The sequence below is a fragment of the Variovorax sp. P2_H12 genome, assembly GCF_056403395.1.
In genome coordinates this window covers 40,884-57,743 of the sequence record NZ_JBFUFO010000040.1, presented here as the reverse complement: position 1 = coordinate 57,743, position 16,860 = coordinate 40,884, and the positions used below count along the sequence as shown (strand labels likewise).

Sequence of the window (16,860 nt, the reverse complement as noted above, 5' to 3'; positions counted from 1 at the left end):
CAGATCCTTGATCGGCAAGCCGGACTCGGCCTGCTTGATGAAACCGATGATCTGCTCCTCGGTGTATCTGCTCTTTCTCATGTCCGTCATTCTCCAAGTTGACGGACTTCGCTGCCACTACGCTGGTACGGCTGGGAGGGGGCAGGTCACTTTGGCGACCGCCTTGAGCGATATCGGCAGAATCTGGTAATTCTTTAGGCGCCAGCAAGACCGATGGTCTATGAAGGGAGAACTCGCACTGCTGGTGGCATGTGGCTACCGACCTCACCCTGCTGCCGACGCGGCTGTGGCAGGACGCGCCGATCTGAGTCGATGCACGGGCGGTGCTAAGGGCCGGTTGAATTCGCACTGCATTGCTGTACTTGGCGGTGCGAAAGCCGCCGACGGCAAGGAGACCTAGCGTCCTCTTCCCAACTCACGTCGAGCGCACAACCATGTCGCGACAGTCCGTGGCGTCCGGCAAGCTGCCCGTGGAGCCCGAATTCCGCCGGGATACCAGCGAACGCACATGACGATGAGCTCTCGCTCGAAGTGCCGGCCCTTGAACAGTTCGTCCATGCTCTGAAGCGATTCAATTGAAAGTTCTTGACACTTTCCGAAAGAAACTGAGGTTGACGCCATCCGCCTGAGCGCTGACAGTCGTGACTCTGCATCCGGATGTCGCTTGTGTTTCTCGATGCGTCCGAGAGCGTTTCAAAGCCAGGTGGAGTCGATTGGAGTGAACAGGTCTTGTCGATCGGTGTGGGATGGCGCGCTGGGCGCTGGTAGGCCGGTCTCGATCACCGGAGTGCCCCGGTAAGCCGGCGCGAACCTCGCTCTCGAGCCAGATCAAGCGTGGCGCAGCCCTCGCACTGGCGCCGAACACCGCGCTGTCGGCTCACTCCATCAGCTGATAGAAGAAGTACTCAAAAAGGGATAGATTCTGGCTTGGCTATCCTTCTTTCGTCGACTCAACTCTCGCCAGATACGGACGGTGCAACCTGTCTCGAGCCTTGAAGCAACCGGCGACCGTCCGCCAGAACGTTCAGCACATTTGGGGAGGTCTGCCATGCCGATGGAACTTCTCCAGGCGCTCGCCGATGCGGAGATGCCTCTTGAGGTCGTCGACCCGGTGGTTCAGGACAAGCTCAGGATTCTTCACGACGGCGGGCACATCGTCTGCAGCTTCCCCCCCACCGGGACGATCCAAACTGTCCACATGGTCACTGCGCTGGGTCGCAAGGCCCTCAGACACTTCGGGCCGAGAGCGTAGTGGAGCAGGAGCGGTGATTTCAGCCCATGAAGAATGGCGGAGGAGGGGGTACGTCGATGCGGCCGACGTGTGGTTGCAGCCGTGGGCATGCCGGCCGGCCCTACGCCGCCATTCGACCTTTCAACACCTCCCACCCCTTTCTCGTGATCGCCAGAACCTGGGCTGGTTTCTGGCTCAAGGCGCCGTGCGGCAAGGGTTCAGGCGGCGGCAGGAAGGCCATGATCATTCCGGCGGCGCGCAGGACGCGAAGGTTGTCGATCTCGGCCAGATCGTAGACCGAGCAGGGCAGATCCCGTTCAGCAATGCGACGCAGGCAATCCATCGGCATTTTCGGACTCCTTTGGGACGGTGGACGTCTGCGGTTTTGCCATCTGATTCATTGCGGGGCAAGGGCGAAACCTTGTCAAGCCTGGGCCTTATTGCGACACGATCGGCCGCCGCTTCGCCGGGGGAGCGGCGAAATGCACTCCGCTCGGGCGCTTGTCTGACAGATCGCAAGGAATGGGATCGGTAGAGCCCGGGCCATTTCTTTTAGCGCTCGGCAGATGGCGGCGAAGCGCCTCAGTCCGCGAGCCGCAGCGCAGACCGCGCTTCTCGTGCCCGTGGCAGGAATTGCCGCGGGATTGGCCGTTTGGATGCTATCGACAAGTCGGAGCCGCCGTCGTAGGTAAGCTCCGACCAACGTACTTTCCCAGGATCCCCTGAAGCCGCCAACGGCCCACAGCAGAAGTTCGTTCCGCGCCTCGAGTTCGACCATCGAGGGCGAACGCGGGTCTACTTCAGTTTCGTTGGGGACTGGCCACGGAGGAACGTCAACCATCGAGGATGGCCGCATCGTCTGCCACGGCGGCAACAAAAGACTGGCTGGTGGCGGGCCGCGCGTGATGAACGCTTCCACCTTTCTCAACCAGCCAGAAGGAGTTGACGGGCGAAGTGTCGAGTTCGCGCGCGTCAGTTTGAGCCCGCGCACGAAAGTGCGCGTCACGTGCCAACGTTAGGCTCCTCCTGTTGTCCGCACCACTGACCGGACGGCCTAGTGGGCGTGCATTACTTCACGAATTCTGCGTAGAACTGTGGCGTGCGGATGGGCGCCGTACGCGATGCCTGAGGAAAAAATCGTTCGCCGACGCCATTGCCCAAGCGCACCATGCAGTCGGAGCCCGCACCCTTCAGCCTCGAATCGGTCGCCACTCGACGCCGACACAGTCACACTTTTGCCTGAGGGGCTTTCCGGGGGAACCGTCACTCTGTGACGCACTCCAGTGAGAACAGTGGCACGTCGGCTTGCCGGCTCAGCCACACGCCGCCGCCCACCTCTTGAAGGTGCCGCGACAGCCCGTGCCGGTAGATCTCGGCGCGGTGGCGATAGATGTGGGGGTCGGTGAGGTCCTCATCGACGATGTCGCGCTCGTAGTCCTCGCGCGTCACTGCTTCCACATACAGGGCGCCCTGGCTCAGCAGGCTCAGGTTGCGCAGAGCGCGCTTCAAATCCTGCGGGCTGAGATAAGGCAGTACGCCCTGGCAGATGACGAAGTCAAAGGGCTTCCTGACTTGGTAATCCACCACCGAGCCGCGCTCCCACCCGTAGCGCCCGCACAGATACTCGCTGTACTCCACTCCGTGGTAGCTGGCCAAGGGGAATTCTCGCGCCACGATGTCGCGCCAGAGCCCGATGCCGCAACCCATGTCGAGCACTCGATTGACGGGCACGCGCAGGTATCGAAGGTAAGCGCAGACAAATGCGCCCAAGCGCTCGACACGCTGTGGGTCCACCACTTTGGTCTTCTTGTCGAAGTAGTACCGCTGGTAGTAGGCTTCGTCGAAGATGGTGGCGGAGGCTGAGTGCATATTCACGCTTCTCGTCAGGCGCCGACCGAACGGTTCCGATACCAGGTGACGCCACTTCGCTCTGGGGTTCCTTTGGCCTTCGCGCAGGAGGAACCTCCTGCTTGCGGGGTCGTTTGCATTCGGCAGGATTCTGCCCCAAGACGTGGAGCTCAGGATGCAACAGCGTACTGCCTTCGGCGACAGGCGCGTAGCAGCGAGCGCCCGTTCTGTGGCGGCGTGCGCGCTTCTGGGAGGCTGAGCGAAGCAGGCCTTCGACCCGATCGGCGTCAAGTGGTCGCGCGTACAGCGACGCAGCGGCTCAATGTGCGTGCCGGGTCACTTCGAAATGCGTGCCGACCTGTCGGCCGGCGATGTCAGTTGCGAAGTCCACGTAGCCCGGCTCGATATGCACGAGCGCGAGGTTACCGTCCAACTTCGCAACCTCGCGCCAGTCCTGCTGCTGGTGCTCCAACGGAAGATCCGCTGGCGTCTGGTTGCGGGCCATGGGATACGGCATGGCGTAAACCGGGCACGTAGGGTGGCCGGGCGCGATATACAGGGTCTCAACCCACTCTTGATAGGACATTGTCTCGTTCTTCTGACTACTGGCTCGGGCCAATATAGCGGGGCAACATGACAGTTCTGCCGAGGGTATTCACCACAAACGACGCGTGCCTGCGAGGCGGAAGTCACGAATGCTCCAGGCACGAAGCTGCGGTCCAGGGGTCGCGAAATGGCTCACATCCTCAGGCGAAGAGTGCTCCGCGGAAGTCGCGGCCATCGCCTTTCAGCCCGAGGCGAGCGGCGACTACTCGTGGATAGTGCATACGCTTGATCACCGTGCGCAGGGCTTCGATCATCGCCGGGGCTTCGTCTTTCGTGCGGAGTTCCCGTTCGATGACACGTCGGACGGAGAGAGCTGTTTGCAAAAGCGGGCAGGCACTGACAGCATTCCGAAAGCTTCGCAGGCGCACCATCGCGGCCTTGCAAGACCGAATGGAGACAACATGTTCGCTGACCACCGTGACGACCCCCGCGCCGACGCCCACCTGGCCCGCCGCACCTTCCTCCAGGCGGGTGGCGCCCTGGGCCTGGCGGGGTTGGTTCCGCGATTCGCATCCGCCCAGGGGAGCTGGCCCGGCAAGTCGGTGCGCTTCGTGGTGCCCTTCGCGCCCGGCGGAAGCTCGGAGATCGTGGCCCGCTCCACCGCGGCGGAACTCTCCAACACGCTGGGCCAGAGCGTCTACGTCGACAACAAGCCCGGCGCCGCCGGCAACATCGCCATGGCCGAGGTCGCGCGCAGCGACGACCAGCACACGATCATCCTCGGCCACATCGGCACGCTGGCCGTGAACCCCTTCATCTTCGACAAGCTGCCCTACGACCCGAACAAGGACTTCAAGCCCGTCAGCCTGCTCGCCAAGGTGCCGAGCCTGTACGTGGTCCATCCCGACGTGCCGGCGAAGAACCTGAAGGAATTCATCGCCTACGCCAAGTCGAAGCCGGGCAAGCTCAGCTACGGCTCCGCCGGCAACGGCAGCGCCGGCCACCTGGCCTTCGAATACCTGAAGGTCACGTCCGGCGTCTTCATGCTGCACGTGCCCTACCGCGGCACCGGCCCGATGCTCACCGACCTGCTGTCGGGCCGGCTCGACGCCTCGGCGATCGGCGCGGCCGCCATCATTCCCTTCATCAAGTCGGGCAAGGTGCGCTGCATCGCCACCGGCTCGGCCAAGCGCCTGCCGCAGCTGCCGGACGTGCCGACCGTGGCCGAGCAGGGCTACCCGGGCTTCGAGATGACCCAGTGGTACGGGATGCTCGCGCCCGCGAGCATGGCGCCGGCCAACCTGGCGAAGCTCTCCACGGAAACCATGAAGGCCGTGCGATCGCCCGCTGCGACGGAGCGCCTGCGCGGCGATGCCGCCGAGGTCGTCGGCGGCACGCCGGAGCAGTTCGCCCAGTTCATCGCCGCCGAGCAGGCCCGCTGGAAGACCGTCATCGCGCGGGCGAACATCAAGCCCGACTGAAGCCGGCGGCCCTACCATCGAGGCCATGCGCATTCTGCTGGCTGAGGACGAACACACGCTTGGCACCTGGCTGTGCAAGGCGCTCGAGCACGCCGGCATCCAGGTCGAATGGGTGGACGACGGCCGCCTGGCCGATCGCGCGCTGCAGGCGCACGACCACGACGCGCTGGTGCTCGACCTCGGCCTGCCCGGCCTCGATGGCCACGAGGTGCTGCAGCGCCTGCGCGAGCGCGACCAGCGGTTGCCGACGCTGATCCTCACGGCCCGGGATTCGCTGGCCGAACGCGTCGCGCTGCTGAACGCGGGCGCCGACGACTTTCTGGCCAAGCCCTTCGCCCTGGCCGAGCTCGAAGCCCGCCTGCAGGCGCTGGTGCGGCGCGCGCGCGGCGTCGAGCATCCGCGCCTGGCCTGCGGTCCGCTGGTGTACGACGGCGGCCGCAAGCAGTTCACGCTGCACGGCGAGCCGCTGGCGCTGTCTCCGCGCGAGCTGTCGGTGCTGCGGGTGCTGGCGCAGCGCAGCGGCGAGCCGCTGTCGAAGCAGCAGATCCTCGACCGGGTGTTCTCGGACGACGAGAGCGTGCACCCCGAGGCGGTGGAGGTGTTCGTGCATCGGCTGCGCAAGCGGCTCGACGGCAGCGGCGTTCGCATCACGACCCTGCGCGGCCTGGGGTACGCGCTGGAGCTCGGCTGAGTGAGCGCGCTGCTGCAGCCCTTCGGCGCCGCCGCGACCTGGATGCGGCGTGCCAGCCTGCGGCAACGCCTGGCGCTGCTGCTGCTGCCTTCGCTGCTGCTGGTGACCTGCATCGAGCTCTGGATGACCCGGCACGATGCGCTCGAGGCGGCCAACGCGGCCTATGACCGCTCGGTGCTCGGCGCCCTGAAGTCGATCGACGCGAACATTTCGACCGCCTCGGGCGGGCTGTCGGTCGAGCTGCCGTACACCCTGTTCGAGTTCTTCGAGCTGACCGCCAGCGGCCAGGTCTATTTCCGCGTGGCGACTTCGGACGGCCTGGTGGAGCTCGGCAGCGCCGACCTGCCCGAGCCGCGCGCCGAGCTGAAGCCTGGTGTGCCGGTGTTCTACGACGCGAGCTACTTCGGCGAGCCGGTCCGCCTGGCCGCCTACCGGCGCGAGCTCGACCGCGCGCCGGCCGGGAGCAGCGGGCGCAGCGTGCTGATCCAGGTCGGCGAAAGCACGCGCTCGCGGCAGGCGTTCAGCTCGCGCTTCGTCCGGCGCGCGGCGCTGCGCGACGGCGTGGTGCTGGCGCTGCTCTTGCTCAGCACCGCGCTGGCCCTGGCGGCGGCGCTGCGGCCCCTGACGCGGCTGGCGCGCGAGGTGCAGGCGCGCACGCCCGACGACCTCACGCGCATCGAGGATGCCGACCTGCCGGCGGACATCCGGCCGCTGGTCGGCGCGGTGAACCAGCAGATGGCCCGCACGCAGGACCTGGTGGCCCAGCAGCGCCAGTTTCTCGACGACGCCTCGCACCAGCTGCGCACCCACCTCACGACGCTGCAGATGCAGGTCGACTATGCCCGCCGCGCGCAGGATCCGGCCCAGGTGAGCCAGGCCCTCGAAGCGCTCGGCGTCGAGATCGGCCGCGTCACGCGCAGCACCCAGCAGCTGCTGGCCCTGGGCCGCAGCGACACCGCGTCGCTGGCGTTCGAGCCGGTCGACCTCGCGGGGCTGCTGCGCGACGTGGCCGTCGACCTGCTGCCGCTGGCGCGCAGCAAGCAGATCGACCTGGGCATCCATCCGCCGGCCGCGAAGCTCCGCGCCGTGGCCGATGCGGGCCTGCTGCGCGAGGCCTTGAGCAACCTGGTCGTCAACGCGATCGCCTACACGCCGCCGCGCGGCACCATCACCCTCATGGCGGTCGAGGAGCAACGCGGCTGGCGCCTGACCGTGGAAGACGACGGCCCCGGGCTCAGCGACGAGGAATGCGCGGCGCTGGGGCGGCGCTTCGTGCGCGGGAGCCGCGCGGGCCAGGGCGGGTCCGGCCTGGGGTTGGCGATTGCGCGTTCCATCGCGCAGCGCCACCAGGGTGATCTCGAACTCAAGGCCCGCGAGGGCACCCGGGGCCTGCACGCGTCGCTGTGGTGGCCTGCGGCCGGGCCTTGACGCGCCCGCAGAAAGAGAGTCCCGTCGACCATGTTCGAGCTGAATGTCACCCGCCGCCACGTGCTGTGCACGCTCCCGGGCCTCGCGCTGCCCGGCGTCGGCGGGGCCGGGCCGGCCGACGATCCGAGCGCGGCCGCGGCGGAATGCGTGATCCCCGCCAAGGCGGGCGGCGGCTTCGACCTCACCTGCGCGCTGGCGCGCGACGGCCTGCAGGCGGTGCGTCCGGCGCGTCCGCCTCTGGCGCAGCGCTTCATGCCCGGCGGCATCGGCGCGGTGGCCTTCGACCGCATCGCCACCGGCCAGATGGGCGGGCCTTCGCTGCTCGTGGCGTTTTCCAGCGGCACCCTGCTCAATATCGCGCAAGGCCGCTTCGGGCCGCACTCGCCGAATGTCGCGCGCTGGATCGCCGCCCTCGGCACGGACTACGGCGTGGTCGCGGTGCACCGCGACTCGCCCTACCAGTCGCTGCAGGATGTGGTGGCGGCCCTGCGGCAGGAGCCTTCGCGCCTCGCCTTCGGCGCCGGCGGCACGGTCGGCAGCCAGGACTGGGTGAAGGCCGCGCTGCTGTTGAGGGCCGCGGGGCGCGACCCCAGGTCGATGCGCTTCGTCTCCTTCGAAGGCGGCGGCGATGCGTTGCGGGCGCTGCAGGGCAAGCACGTCGACCTGTTTCCCGGCGATGCCGCCGAAGCGCTGCAGGCCATCGCCGGCGGTGCCGCGGTGCGCATCCTGGCGGTGCTGTCGGAGACGGCGCTCGACGGCCAGCTCGCCGGCATCCCCACCGCGCGCGAACAGAAGGTGGACCTGGTCTGGCCCACCGTCCGCGGTGTCTACATGAGCGCCGCCGCCCCCGAGCCGGCCGCGCGCGCATGGATCGACGCCTTTCGCGAGGCGATGGAGGCGCCGGACTATCCGGCCTTGCGCGCGCGCCATCGGCTCTATCCGTTCTCGCGCACGGGGAGCGCGCTGGAGGCGTATGTCCAGGCCAGCATCGGGCGCTATCGGGGCCTGGCCTCGGATCTGGGGCTGCGGCGCTGGAACGGCTAGCGAGATTCCCGCTGGCCTGCCATGGCCTGGAACCCCATCTGCACCATCGCGGTGCGACGTTCTGCATGCGTCGGGCCGGCCGGGTTTGCCCGGAATAATGTCGACATCAGTGTAAACACTGTGTTTGACGCTCCCGTTGTCACGGACCATCGACGGCCAGATCGCGCTGCGGACGGCCAGAGGCCGATGGCGCGCAACTTGCAAAAGGCACGCCATGACCGCCAGCTCGCCTCCCCCGCCCGCCAAGACCACCAAGGTCACCCGCATCGACCGAGACAGCGACAGCACCGTGCAGTCGCTCACGCGCGCGATGCAGCTGCTCGAACTGCTCGCCGAGGACGACGAGGGCTATCGCCTGGTCGACATCGCGGCGCACAGCGGGCTGTCGTCGTCCACGGCCCACCGCCTGCTCACGACGCTCGAGCAGCGGCAGTTCGTCCAGTTCGACCGCGAGACCAACCTCTGGTATGTGGGCGTGCGCTGCTTCTCCGTGGGGGCCGCGTTCGCGCGGCGCCGCCGCATCGCGCACCTGGCGCTGCCGGTGATGCGGCGGCTGCGCGACAGCACCGGCGAGAGCATCAATCTCGGCATTGCCGATCTCGGCGACATCGTCTTCGTGACGCAGGTCGAAAGCCGTGAACTGATGCGCGCCATCGGCAAGCCGGGGTTTCGCGCGCCGCTGCACGGGACCGCGATGGGGCAGTCGATCCTGGCGGCGATGGCGGAGGACGACGTGCTGCAGTACCTGCGCACCTATGGCCTGCCGAAGCTCACCAACAACACGATCGCGCGCGCCTCGCGACTGCATGAAACGCTCGGCGAAGTGCGCCGCGCGGGCCATGCGATCGATGACGAGCAGAACGCGGTCGGCCTGCGATGCATCGCCGCCGCGATCCGAGACGAGCATGGCCAGCCCTTCGGCGCGATCTCGCTCGTCGGGCCCACGCAGCGCATCAAGAGCACCGACTTCGTGCAGCTTGGCGCCGCGGTGCGCGCCGCCGCCGACGAGATCACATCCGCCTACGGCGGCCGCACCTTCTAGCGCGGGTCTTCCACCGGCGCGCAGCGCCAAGTCATTGATCCCAAAGAGTTTTTGTTCGGCTTCCCGCGCAGCGGAATAGTCTGCAGCGCCACGCCGCGTCGGCATCCAATGGCCCATCGTTTCTCCAGTGCCGCCCGCCAACCCGTCTCACATCTCCAGGAGTCTTCATGCTGTTTCACCCTCGTCTCAAATCCTTCGCGACGGTCGCCCTGGCCGTGATGCTCGGCCTGCCCGCGGCCCACGCGCAAGACAGGATCAAGCTGAAAGCCGTCGGCCAGCCGCTGGCCACCGGGCTGATCCAGAAGAACAAGGAGCAACCGTTCTTCGAGAACTTCGCGGCCAGGACCGGACTGCCGATCGACGTCGACTACAAGCCCATCGATACGCTGGGCATCAAGGACACCGAGCAACTGCGCGTCATGAAGGCCGGGCTGTTCGACATCGTGTCGCTGCGGGTGTCGCAGAACTCCCGTGACGAGCCGACCATCCTGGGACTCGACCTGGTGGGCGCGGCGCCCGACTACGCCACGGGCCGCAAGGTGGCCAAGGCCTACTTCGACACGGCGGATGCGCGGCTGCAGGCCCAGTTCGGCGTCAAGCTGCTGGGCGTCTGGCCCTTCGGCCCGCAGATCCTCTTCTGCAAGAAGCCGGTGGCCAAGCTGGCCGACATCAAGGGCCTGAAGGTGCGCGTGTACGACCAGAACCTGGCCAAGTTCATCGAGATGGTGGGCGGCACGCCGGTGCCGGTGTCGTTTGCCGACACGCACCAGTCGCTGTCGCTCGGCGTGGTCGATTGCGCGATCACCGGGCCGAGCTCGGCCAACTCGGCGGGCTGGCCTGAAGTGACGACCCACCAGATGGCGATCGGCTTCCAGATGGCGCTCAATGGCTACGGCATGACCATGAAGTCATGGAAAGCGCTGACGCCCGACCAGCAGGCGAAGCTGACGAAGGCCTTCGACGCCTTGACCGACGACGTGTGGAAGTACTCCGAAGAGCTGTTCCAGGACGCGCTCAACTGCAATGCCGGCAAGGACCCGTGCACGACCGGCAAGAAGTTCAACCTCGTCAACGTGCCGGTCACGCCGGCCGACATCGAGCTGGTGCGCAGCGCGGTGAACAAGGTGTCGCTGCCGGTGTGGGCCGAGGTGTGCGACAAGTCCAACCCCACCTGCTCGAAGACCTGGCAGGCGACGGTGGCACCGGTGCTGGGGCTGAAGTGAACAGCCGCGCCATGACGAGCGAGCGGCAGCCCATCGCAGCGCCCACCGGGAAGGTGGCGCCTGCCGGGGCTGTCGACTTCAAGACGCGCATGGAGACGGTGCTGGCCACCGCGTTCGGCGCCATCTTCCTGGGCCTGGCGGTGATCGTCACCATCGAGACCATTTCGCGCAAGGTGTTCAACATCTCGCTGCAAGGCGCCGACGAGCTGGGCGGCTATGCGTTGGCCGTGGGGTCGACGATCGCCTTCAGCCTGGCCCTGCTGGGGCGCAACCACATCCGCGTCGACGTCTTCCACGAGAAGTTCCCGTTGCGCGTGCAGGCGCTTCTGAACTGGATCTCGATCCTCTCGCTGGCCGTGTTCGCCTTGTTCATCGCCTGGGTGGCGTTCAAGGTGATCCAGGACACGACCGCCTACCGCAGCACCGCGCAGACACCGTGGGCCACGCCGCTGATCATCCCGCAGGGCGTCTGGTACGCAGGCCTCGTGATCTTTGCGCTGGTGGCCTGCGGCCTGGCGCTGCGTGCGACGCAGCTGCTGCTGCGCGGCGACATCGCCACGCTCAACAGCGACTTCCATCCGAAGAGCGCGAAGGAAGAGCTGAAGGAGGAACTGGACGACCTCAAGGTGCGCCAGGCGGCCGAAGGAGCGGCACCATGAACATCGCACTGATCGGATTCGCGTTCTTCGCCATGCTCGCCCTGATGCTGGTCGGCATGCCGATCGCCGTGTCGATGGCGGCGGTCGGGATCATCGGCGGCATCGCCGCCTACGGCATTCCGTTCATGGACTCGATCGCACCGGTGGTGTGGGGCGTGCAGAACGAAGCCCTGCTGACCTCCGTGCCGCTGTTCGTGCTGCTCGGCGAGCTGCTGCTGCGCTCCGGCATTGCGGACCGCATGTACATCGCGCTGTCGGCCTGGCTCGGCCGCTTGCCGGGTGGGCTGCTGCACACCAATATCGGCAGTTGCGCGCTGTTCGCGGCGACTTCCGGCTCGTCGGTCGCCACCGCGGCCACGGTCGGCACGGTGGCATTGCCCTCGCTGCACAAGCGCGGCTACCCGATGCGCGCCTCGCTCGGCAGCCTGGCCGCGGGCGGAACGCTGGGCATCCTGATTCCGCCGAGCGTGAACATGATCGTGTACGGGTCGCTCACCAACAACTCGATCGGCAAGCTGTTCATCGCCGGCATCATCCCGGGCATCCTGCTCACGCTGTGCTTCATGCTCTGGATCGCCCTGTCGAGCCTGGCCAGCGGCAAGGTGATGCGCGAGCCGAAGGTGCCGCTCGACCAACGGCTGCGTGTGCTCGTGCACCTGATCCCGCCGATGGTGGTGTTCGGCATCGTGATGGGCAGCCTCTATTTCGGGATCGCCACCGCGGCCGAAAGCGCGGCGCTCGGCGTGATGGCGGCGCTTGCCTTCGTGTGGCAGTCTGGCAAGCTGAACTGGGAGCTGCTGCGAAACTGCTTTGTCTCGACCGCGCGCGTGAGCGGCATGATCCTGCTGATCGTCGCGGCGGCCTTCATCCTCAACCTGACGGTGAGCCTCACCGGCGTCGCCGAGGCGATGACGAAGTGGGTCGCGGGCCTGGGGCTATCGGCCACCGGCCTGATCCTCGCGCTGATCGTGTTCTACCTGATCCTGGGCATGTTCATGGACGTGTTGTCGATGCAGGTCGCGACGATTCCGATCACCTACCCGATTGCGACGGCGATCGGTGTCGACCCGATCTGGTTCGGCATCTTCATCGTGCTGATGTGCGAGCTGGGCCTGATCACGCCGCCGGTGGGCATGAACCTGTTCGTGGTGCATGGCATCCGTCCGGACAAGGGCGGCATCGAGGATGCGATCTACGGTGCCTTGCCCTATGCGCTGATCATGATCCTGTTCACGCTGCTGCTGATGGCCGTGCCGCAGCTGGTGACCTGGTTGCCGGCGCACATGTGAGGCAGCGATGAACACACCGCTCTGGCAGCTCACTGCGGCGCAGCTCGTGGCCGGCTTTCGCGACGCGTCGTTCACGCCGACCGAGGCGCTGCGGGCCTGCATGTCTCGCAGCGCCGAGGTCAACCCACGGCTGAATGCGCTCATCACGCTCGACCGCGAAGGCGCGGCGCACGCCGCCGAGCAAAGCACCGCGCGCTGGCGCGCAGGCCGGGCGCTCGGCGCGCTGGACGGGGTGCCCGTCACCATCAAGGACAACCTGCAGGTGCTCGGCCTGCCGACCCACTGGGGCAGCCGTGCCCTCGGCGGATTCGTCGCCGAGCGCGACGAGCTTCCGGTGGCAAGACTGCGCGAAAGCGGCGCCGTGATCTTCGGCAAGACCAACGTGCCCGAGTTCACGATGCAGGGCTACACCGACAACCCGGTGTTCGGCCCCACGGGCAACCCGTGGAACCCGGCGCTCACGCCGGGCGGCTCGTCGGGTGGCGCGGTGGCGCTGGTGGCCGCCGGCGGATGCCCGATCGCGCTGGGCACCGATGGCGGCGGCTCGATCCGCAGGCCCGCCTCGCACACCAACCTGGTGGGCTTCAAGCCCTCTCGCGGACGCGTGCCGCGCGGCGGCGGCTTGCCGCCGATCTTTCTCGACTTCGAAGTGGCTGGACCGATCGCCCGCAGCGTGGCCGACGTGGCTGCGGTGATGCAGGTGATCGGGCGCGGCCCGATGGAGGAGGGGAGTCCGGCGGGCGCGCGCGTTCTCTTCATACCGCGCTTCGGCGATCACCCGGTCGATCCGCAGATCGCGGCGTTGACGCGAGCGGCCGCGCAAAGAATCGCAGCGCTGGGGCACGAGGTCACGACGGCGCAGGACTTCGCCATGGTCGAAGCGGTCAACGAACGCTGGTCGCTGCTGGCCCAGGTGGGCCTGGCGTGGCTCGTCGCGCATCCGCAGGAGTTGTCGGGCCCACCCTTCGATCCGTCGCTGTTCGGCCCGGTGATGCAGGCGAACGCCGAAGCCGGCCGCAAGGCCACGGCGGCCGATCTGTTCGACCTGCTGTTCGAGGCAGAGCGGCTGCGCACGGCGCTGTCGCGCCTGTTCGACCAATACGACTTCCTGTTGACGCCGGCGGCGGCCGCGCTGCCCTGGCCGGCGAACGAGACCCATCCGACGCGCATCGACGGACGCGAGGTCGGCCCGCGAGGCCATGCGGTGTTCGCGGGTTTCGCCAACGCCGTCGGCCTGCCGGCCATTGCGCTGCCATGCGGCTTCGCGGACGGCCTGCCGGTCGGCATGCAGCTGGTGGCCCGCGAAGGCGCGGACGCCGCGCTGCTCGCGCTGGCCCGCTCGATCGAACAGGCTGATCCATGGCATCGCTTCCCCGAGCTCTGACGATGTCGGCCGCCGCGGTCGCCGAGCTCACGCCGGACGCTGCCGCGCAGGCCCTGTGCCGTGCGCGGCGCGATGGCCGGCGGGTGCCGTCGATGCGGCTGCAGCCGCGAAATCGCGACGAGGCCTATGCGATCCAGGACGCGACGCTGGCCGCGATCGGTCCGATCGGCGGCTGGAAGGTTGGCGCGGCGGGCTCCGGCCAGGAGCCGATCTGCGCGCCGCTGCCGGCCGGGGGCCTGGTGCCCGACGCAGCGGTGCTCCAGGGTTCCGCCTGGCACTTGCGCGGGGCCGAAGCCGGAGTTGCTTTCCGCCTCGGGTCCGACCTGCCGCCGCGCGCCCGCCCCTACACGCGCAACGAGCTGGCGCTGGCGATCGCGTCGGTATTGCCTGTGATCGAGATCGCGGAAACCCGCCTGGCCAACTGGCTCGACGCGGACCCTGCCGCGCTCCTCGCCGATCTGCTGTGCCACGGCGGACTGGTGCTCGGCGAGCCCGAGCCTTTCGATCCCGCCTGGTTCGACCTGAAGCAGGTCGAGGTCATGATGCGCTTCGACGACCAGGTCGTCGCGCACACGGTCGGCGAGCACCCCCAGCCGGATGTCGGCGGCCTGCTGGTGTGGCTGGCCAATCATTGCGCGGCACGGGGCGCCGGGCTCAAGGCCGGCCAGGTCGTCACCACCGGCTCGTGCACCGGCATGCTGTTCGCCTCGCAAGGGACGGCCGTGCGGGTGGAAGTGGCGGGCCTCGCGCCGCTGAGCGTGTTCTTCTGAGCTTCCTTTCGAAGCCGACAACAGGAAATCCAACTATGTCCCTTTCAAGAATCGATGCAGTCGCCGAAGCGTTGGTTCGCGCGCGTCGCGACAACACCTTGCGCCCTGCCGCGCCCCTGGCCGACGCACTGGGCAGCGCGGACGATGCCTACGCGGTGCAGCAGCGGGTGGCCGGCGAGCTGGGCTGGTTCGCGACCTCGCCGCCGCGCTACTGGAAGGCCGGCGGCCCGTCGCGCGACGCCGAGCTGACCTGCGCGCCGCTGCCGCCTGCCGGCGTGTGGACGAGCCCGGCGCGCGCCGGCCACTGGCCGTTCCACATGCGCGGCATCGAGGCCGAAGTGGCCTTGCGGCTCGGACGCGAGGTCGACCTAGCGCTCGCATCGACGCTGGATGTCGACAGCGCGCGTGCCCTGGTCGATGCGATGGCGGTCTCGATCGAAGTCGTCGATTCGCGCTGGCAGGAGGCCATCGACGCGCCTGCGCTGTGCAAGCTGGCGGACCTGCAATCGCACGGTGCGCTGGTGCTCGGCGAATGGATTCCGTTTGCCGGGCGCGATTGGAGCGCACAGACCTGCGAGGTGCGCATCGGCAGCCAGGCGCCGGTCGAACGGCGCGGCACCCACTCGCTCGGCGACCCTGCCCATGTGCTGCCCGCGTGGCTGCGTCATGCCACGCGCCATGGCGACCGCATGGCGGCCGGCACGGTGGTGACCACCGGCACCTGGGTGGGCATCCTGACCGCGGCCGAGGGTGACCTCGTCACCGTGGATTTTCCGGGCATCGGCCGCGCGTCGGTGCAGTTCTAGACCCTCGAACCAGACCCCAAGGACTGAGACACAAATGATCGCTCTCGACAAGCATTCCAGCGGCCGCCATTTCCTGCAGATTCCCGGCCCCAGCCCGGTGCCCGACCGGATCCTCCGGGCTATCAGCCTGCCGACCATCGACCATCGCGGGCCCGAGTTCGCCACGCTCGGAAAGAAGGTGATCGGCGGGTTGCAGCAGGTGTTCCAGACGCGGCATCCGGTGGTGGTCTATCCCGCGTCGGGCACCGGCGCCTGGGAGGCCGCGCTGGTCAACGTGATGAGCCCCGGCGACGGCGTCCTGATGTTCGAGACCGGCCATTTCGCGACGCTGTGGCAGAAGATGGCGCAACGGCTCGGCCTGGAGCCCGAATTCCTCGCATTGCCGGGCACCGACGAGACCGGCCTGCCGCGCAGCTGGCGCCATGGCGTGCAGGCCGATCTGATCGAGGAGCGCCTGCGCAAGGACAGCGCGCATCGCATCAAGGCCGTGTGCGTGGTGCACAACGAAACCTCCACGGGCGTCACCTCCGACATCGCCGCGGTGCGCCGTGCGATCGACGCGGCGGGCCATCCGGCCCTGTTGATGGTCGACACCATCTCCGGCCTCGCGAGCGCCGATTACCGCCACGACGAGTGGGGGGTCGACGTCACGGTCAGCGGCTCGCAGAAGGGGCTGATGCTGCCGCCGGGCATCAGCTTCAACGCGCTGTCGCCCAAGGCGATCGAAGTCAGCCGGACGGCCCGCTTGCCCAAGGCATTCTGGGCCTGGGATGAAATCGTCGAGATGAACAAGGGCGGCTACTGGCCCTACACGCCCAGCACGAATCTGCTCTACGGTCTCAGCGAAGCGCTCGACATGCTGCTCGAGCAGGGCCTGCCCGCGGTGTTCGCACGCCACCAGCGATGGGGCGAGGGGGTTCGGACCGCGGTGCGTGCCTGGGGCCTGCCGACGCAATGCGCGGACGAGCGGGTGCATTCGCCGGTGCTGACCGGCGTCATCACGCCGCAAGGGGTCGATGCCGATGCGCTGCGCAAGCTGATCCACGAACGATTCGATCTCTCGCTCGGCGCCGGGCTGGGCAAGCTGAGGGGCCGCATGTTCCGCATCGGGCACCTGGGCGATTGCAACGACCTGACCCTGATGGCTGCGTTGACGGGCGTCGAGATGGGCTTCAAGCTGGCAGGCGTTCCGCTGGCCGGCAGCGGCGTGCTGGCGGCCATGGCGTTCTTCGCGGCAACGCCCCTGGCGAATGCGAGCTGATTCCGGCTTGGAGGCGGGCGGAGTGGTAGGTGTTTTCACCTAACGTCGACGACATTGTCAACATTGATGTTGACATCGAAGTCGACGGAATCTAAATTCCACCGGACAGCCTCGGAGGTGCACTGGCCAGACCAGACCAGACCAGCCCGCGTCGCGG

General features: G+C 67.7%; 18 protein-coding genes. 13 read left to right on the top strand and 5 right to left on the bottom strand.

What is annotated here, in order from left to right; translation table 11 throughout:
* Positions 1-81, bottom strand: an 81-nt coding sequence (locus tag AC1DYK_RS27590) for a transposase (RefSeq protein ID WP_478168519.1), incomplete at its 3' end; no start/stop codon positions are given.
* A 967-nt stretch (positions 82-1,048) separates the two neighbouring features.
* Between AC1DYK_RS27590 and AC1DYK_RS27585 the strand changes: the two genes are divergently transcribed.
* Positions 1,049-1,252, top strand: coding sequence for a hypothetical protein (locus tag AC1DYK_RS27585; protein WP_478169196.1), 204 nt, complete (start codon positions 1,049-1,051; stop codon positions 1,250-1,252).
* Between the two features lie 100 nt (positions 1,253-1,352).
* Here the strand turns inward: AC1DYK_RS27585 and AC1DYK_RS27580 are convergent, their stop codons facing one another.
* From AC1DYK_RS27580 to AC1DYK_RS27565, 4 genes are all read right to left on the bottom strand, one after another.
* Positions 1,353-1,580, bottom strand: a complete 228-nt coding sequence (locus AC1DYK_RS27580; RefSeq protein ID WP_478169195.1) for a hypothetical protein — start codon at positions 1,578-1,580, stop codon at positions 1,353-1,355.
* Between the two features lie 484 nt (positions 1,581-2,064).
* On the bottom strand, positions 2,065-2,244 hold the full coding sequence (locus AC1DYK_RS27575; RefSeq protein ID WP_478169194.1) for a hypothetical protein: 180 nt from the start codon (positions 2,242-2,244) through the stop codon (positions 2,065-2,067).
* A gap of 250 nt (positions 2,245-2,494) precedes the next feature.
* A complete protein-coding gene (locus tag AC1DYK_RS27570) occupies positions 2,495-3,100 on the bottom strand; it encodes a methyltransferase domain-containing protein (RefSeq protein ID WP_478169193.1) in 606 nt (201 codons plus the stop codon).
* Positions 3,101-3,398: 298 nt separating this feature from the next.
* Positions 3,399-3,665, bottom strand: coding sequence for a hypothetical protein (locus AC1DYK_RS27565; RefSeq protein ID WP_478169192.1), 267 nt, complete (start codon positions 3,663-3,665; stop codon positions 3,399-3,401).
* Between the two features lie 421 nt (positions 3,666-4,086).
* On the opposite strand from AC1DYK_RS27565, the gene AC1DYK_RS27560 reads away from it, so the two are divergent.
* The 12 genes from AC1DYK_RS27560 (at position 4,087) to AC1DYK_RS27505 (ending at position 16,703) form a co-directional block, all read left to right on the top strand.
* The gene (locus AC1DYK_RS27560; RefSeq protein ID WP_478169191.1) at positions 4,087-5,106 is read left to right on the top strand and encodes a Bug family tripartite tricarboxylate transporter substrate binding protein; all 1,020 of its coding nucleotides are present in this window, start codon (positions 4,087-4,089) and stop codon (positions 5,104-5,106) included.
* Positions 5,107-5,131: 25 nt separating this feature from the next.
* Positions 5,132-5,797 (top strand): response regulator, encoded by a 666-nt coding sequence (locus AC1DYK_RS27555; protein ID WP_442285891.1) that lies wholly within the window; start codon positions 5,132-5,134, stop codon positions 5,795-5,797.
* Positions 5,798-5,839: 42 nt separating this feature from the next.
* On the top strand, positions 5,840-7,225 hold the full coding sequence (locus AC1DYK_RS27550; RefSeq protein ID WP_478169199.1) for a sensor histidine kinase: 1,386 nt from the start codon (positions 5,840-5,842) through the stop codon (positions 7,223-7,225).
* A 30-nt stretch (positions 7,226-7,255) separates the two neighbouring features.
* Positions 7,256-8,269: a Bug family tripartite tricarboxylate transporter substrate binding protein gene (locus tag AC1DYK_RS27545; protein ID WP_478169190.1), complete on the top strand. Its 1,014-nt coding sequence runs from the start codon at positions 7,256-7,258 to the stop codon at positions 8,267-8,269.
* 214 nt (positions 8,270-8,483) lie between these two features.
* Positions 8,484-9,311 carry an IclR family transcriptional regulator gene (locus AC1DYK_RS27540; protein WP_478169189.1) on the top strand — a complete coding sequence of 276 codons (828 nt, stop codon included), beginning with the start codon at positions 8,484-8,486 and terminating at the stop codon, positions 9,309-9,311.
* Positions 9,312-9,478: 167 nt separating this feature from the next.
* Positions 9,479-10,534, top strand: coding sequence for a TRAP transporter substrate-binding protein (locus AC1DYK_RS27535; RefSeq protein WP_478169188.1), 1,056 nt, complete (start codon positions 9,479-9,481; stop codon positions 10,532-10,534).
* On the top strand, positions 10,531-11,193 hold the full coding sequence (locus tag AC1DYK_RS27530; protein WP_478169187.1) for a TRAP transporter small permease subunit: 663 nt from the start codon (positions 10,531-10,533) through the stop codon (positions 11,191-11,193). Before AC1DYK_RS27535 ends, AC1DYK_RS27530 begins: the two co-directional genes overlap by 4 nt.
* Entirely contained in the window at positions 11,190-12,482 is a 1,293-nt protein-coding gene (locus tag AC1DYK_RS27525) for a TRAP transporter large permease (protein WP_478169186.1), read from the top strand. The genes AC1DYK_RS27530 and AC1DYK_RS27525 overlap by 4 nt, the downstream gene beginning before the upstream one ends.
* Positions 12,483-12,489: 7 nt before the next feature.
* On the top strand, positions 12,490-13,866 hold the full coding sequence (locus AC1DYK_RS27520) for an amidase (protein ID WP_478169185.1): 1,377 nt from the start codon (positions 12,490-12,492) through the stop codon (positions 13,864-13,866).
* Positions 13,842-14,636 carry a 2-keto-4-pentenoate hydratase gene (locus tag AC1DYK_RS27515; RefSeq protein ID WP_478169184.1) on the top strand — a complete coding sequence of 265 codons (795 nt, stop codon included), beginning with the start codon at positions 13,842-13,844 and terminating at the stop codon, positions 14,634-14,636. Before AC1DYK_RS27520 ends, AC1DYK_RS27515 begins: the two co-directional genes overlap by 25 nt.
* A gap of 35 nt (positions 14,637-14,671) precedes the next feature.
* On the top strand, positions 14,672-15,442 hold the full coding sequence (locus AC1DYK_RS27510; protein ID WP_478169183.1) for a fumarylacetoacetate hydrolase family protein: 771 nt from the start codon (positions 14,672-14,674) through the stop codon (positions 15,440-15,442).
* 34 nt (positions 15,443-15,476) lie between these two features.
* Positions 15,477-16,703: a pyridoxal-phosphate-dependent aminotransferase family protein gene (locus AC1DYK_RS27505; RefSeq protein WP_478169182.1), complete on the top strand. Its 1,227-nt coding sequence runs from the start codon at positions 15,477-15,479 to the stop codon at positions 16,701-16,703.
* Positions 16,704-16,860 lie beyond the last annotated feature (157 nt).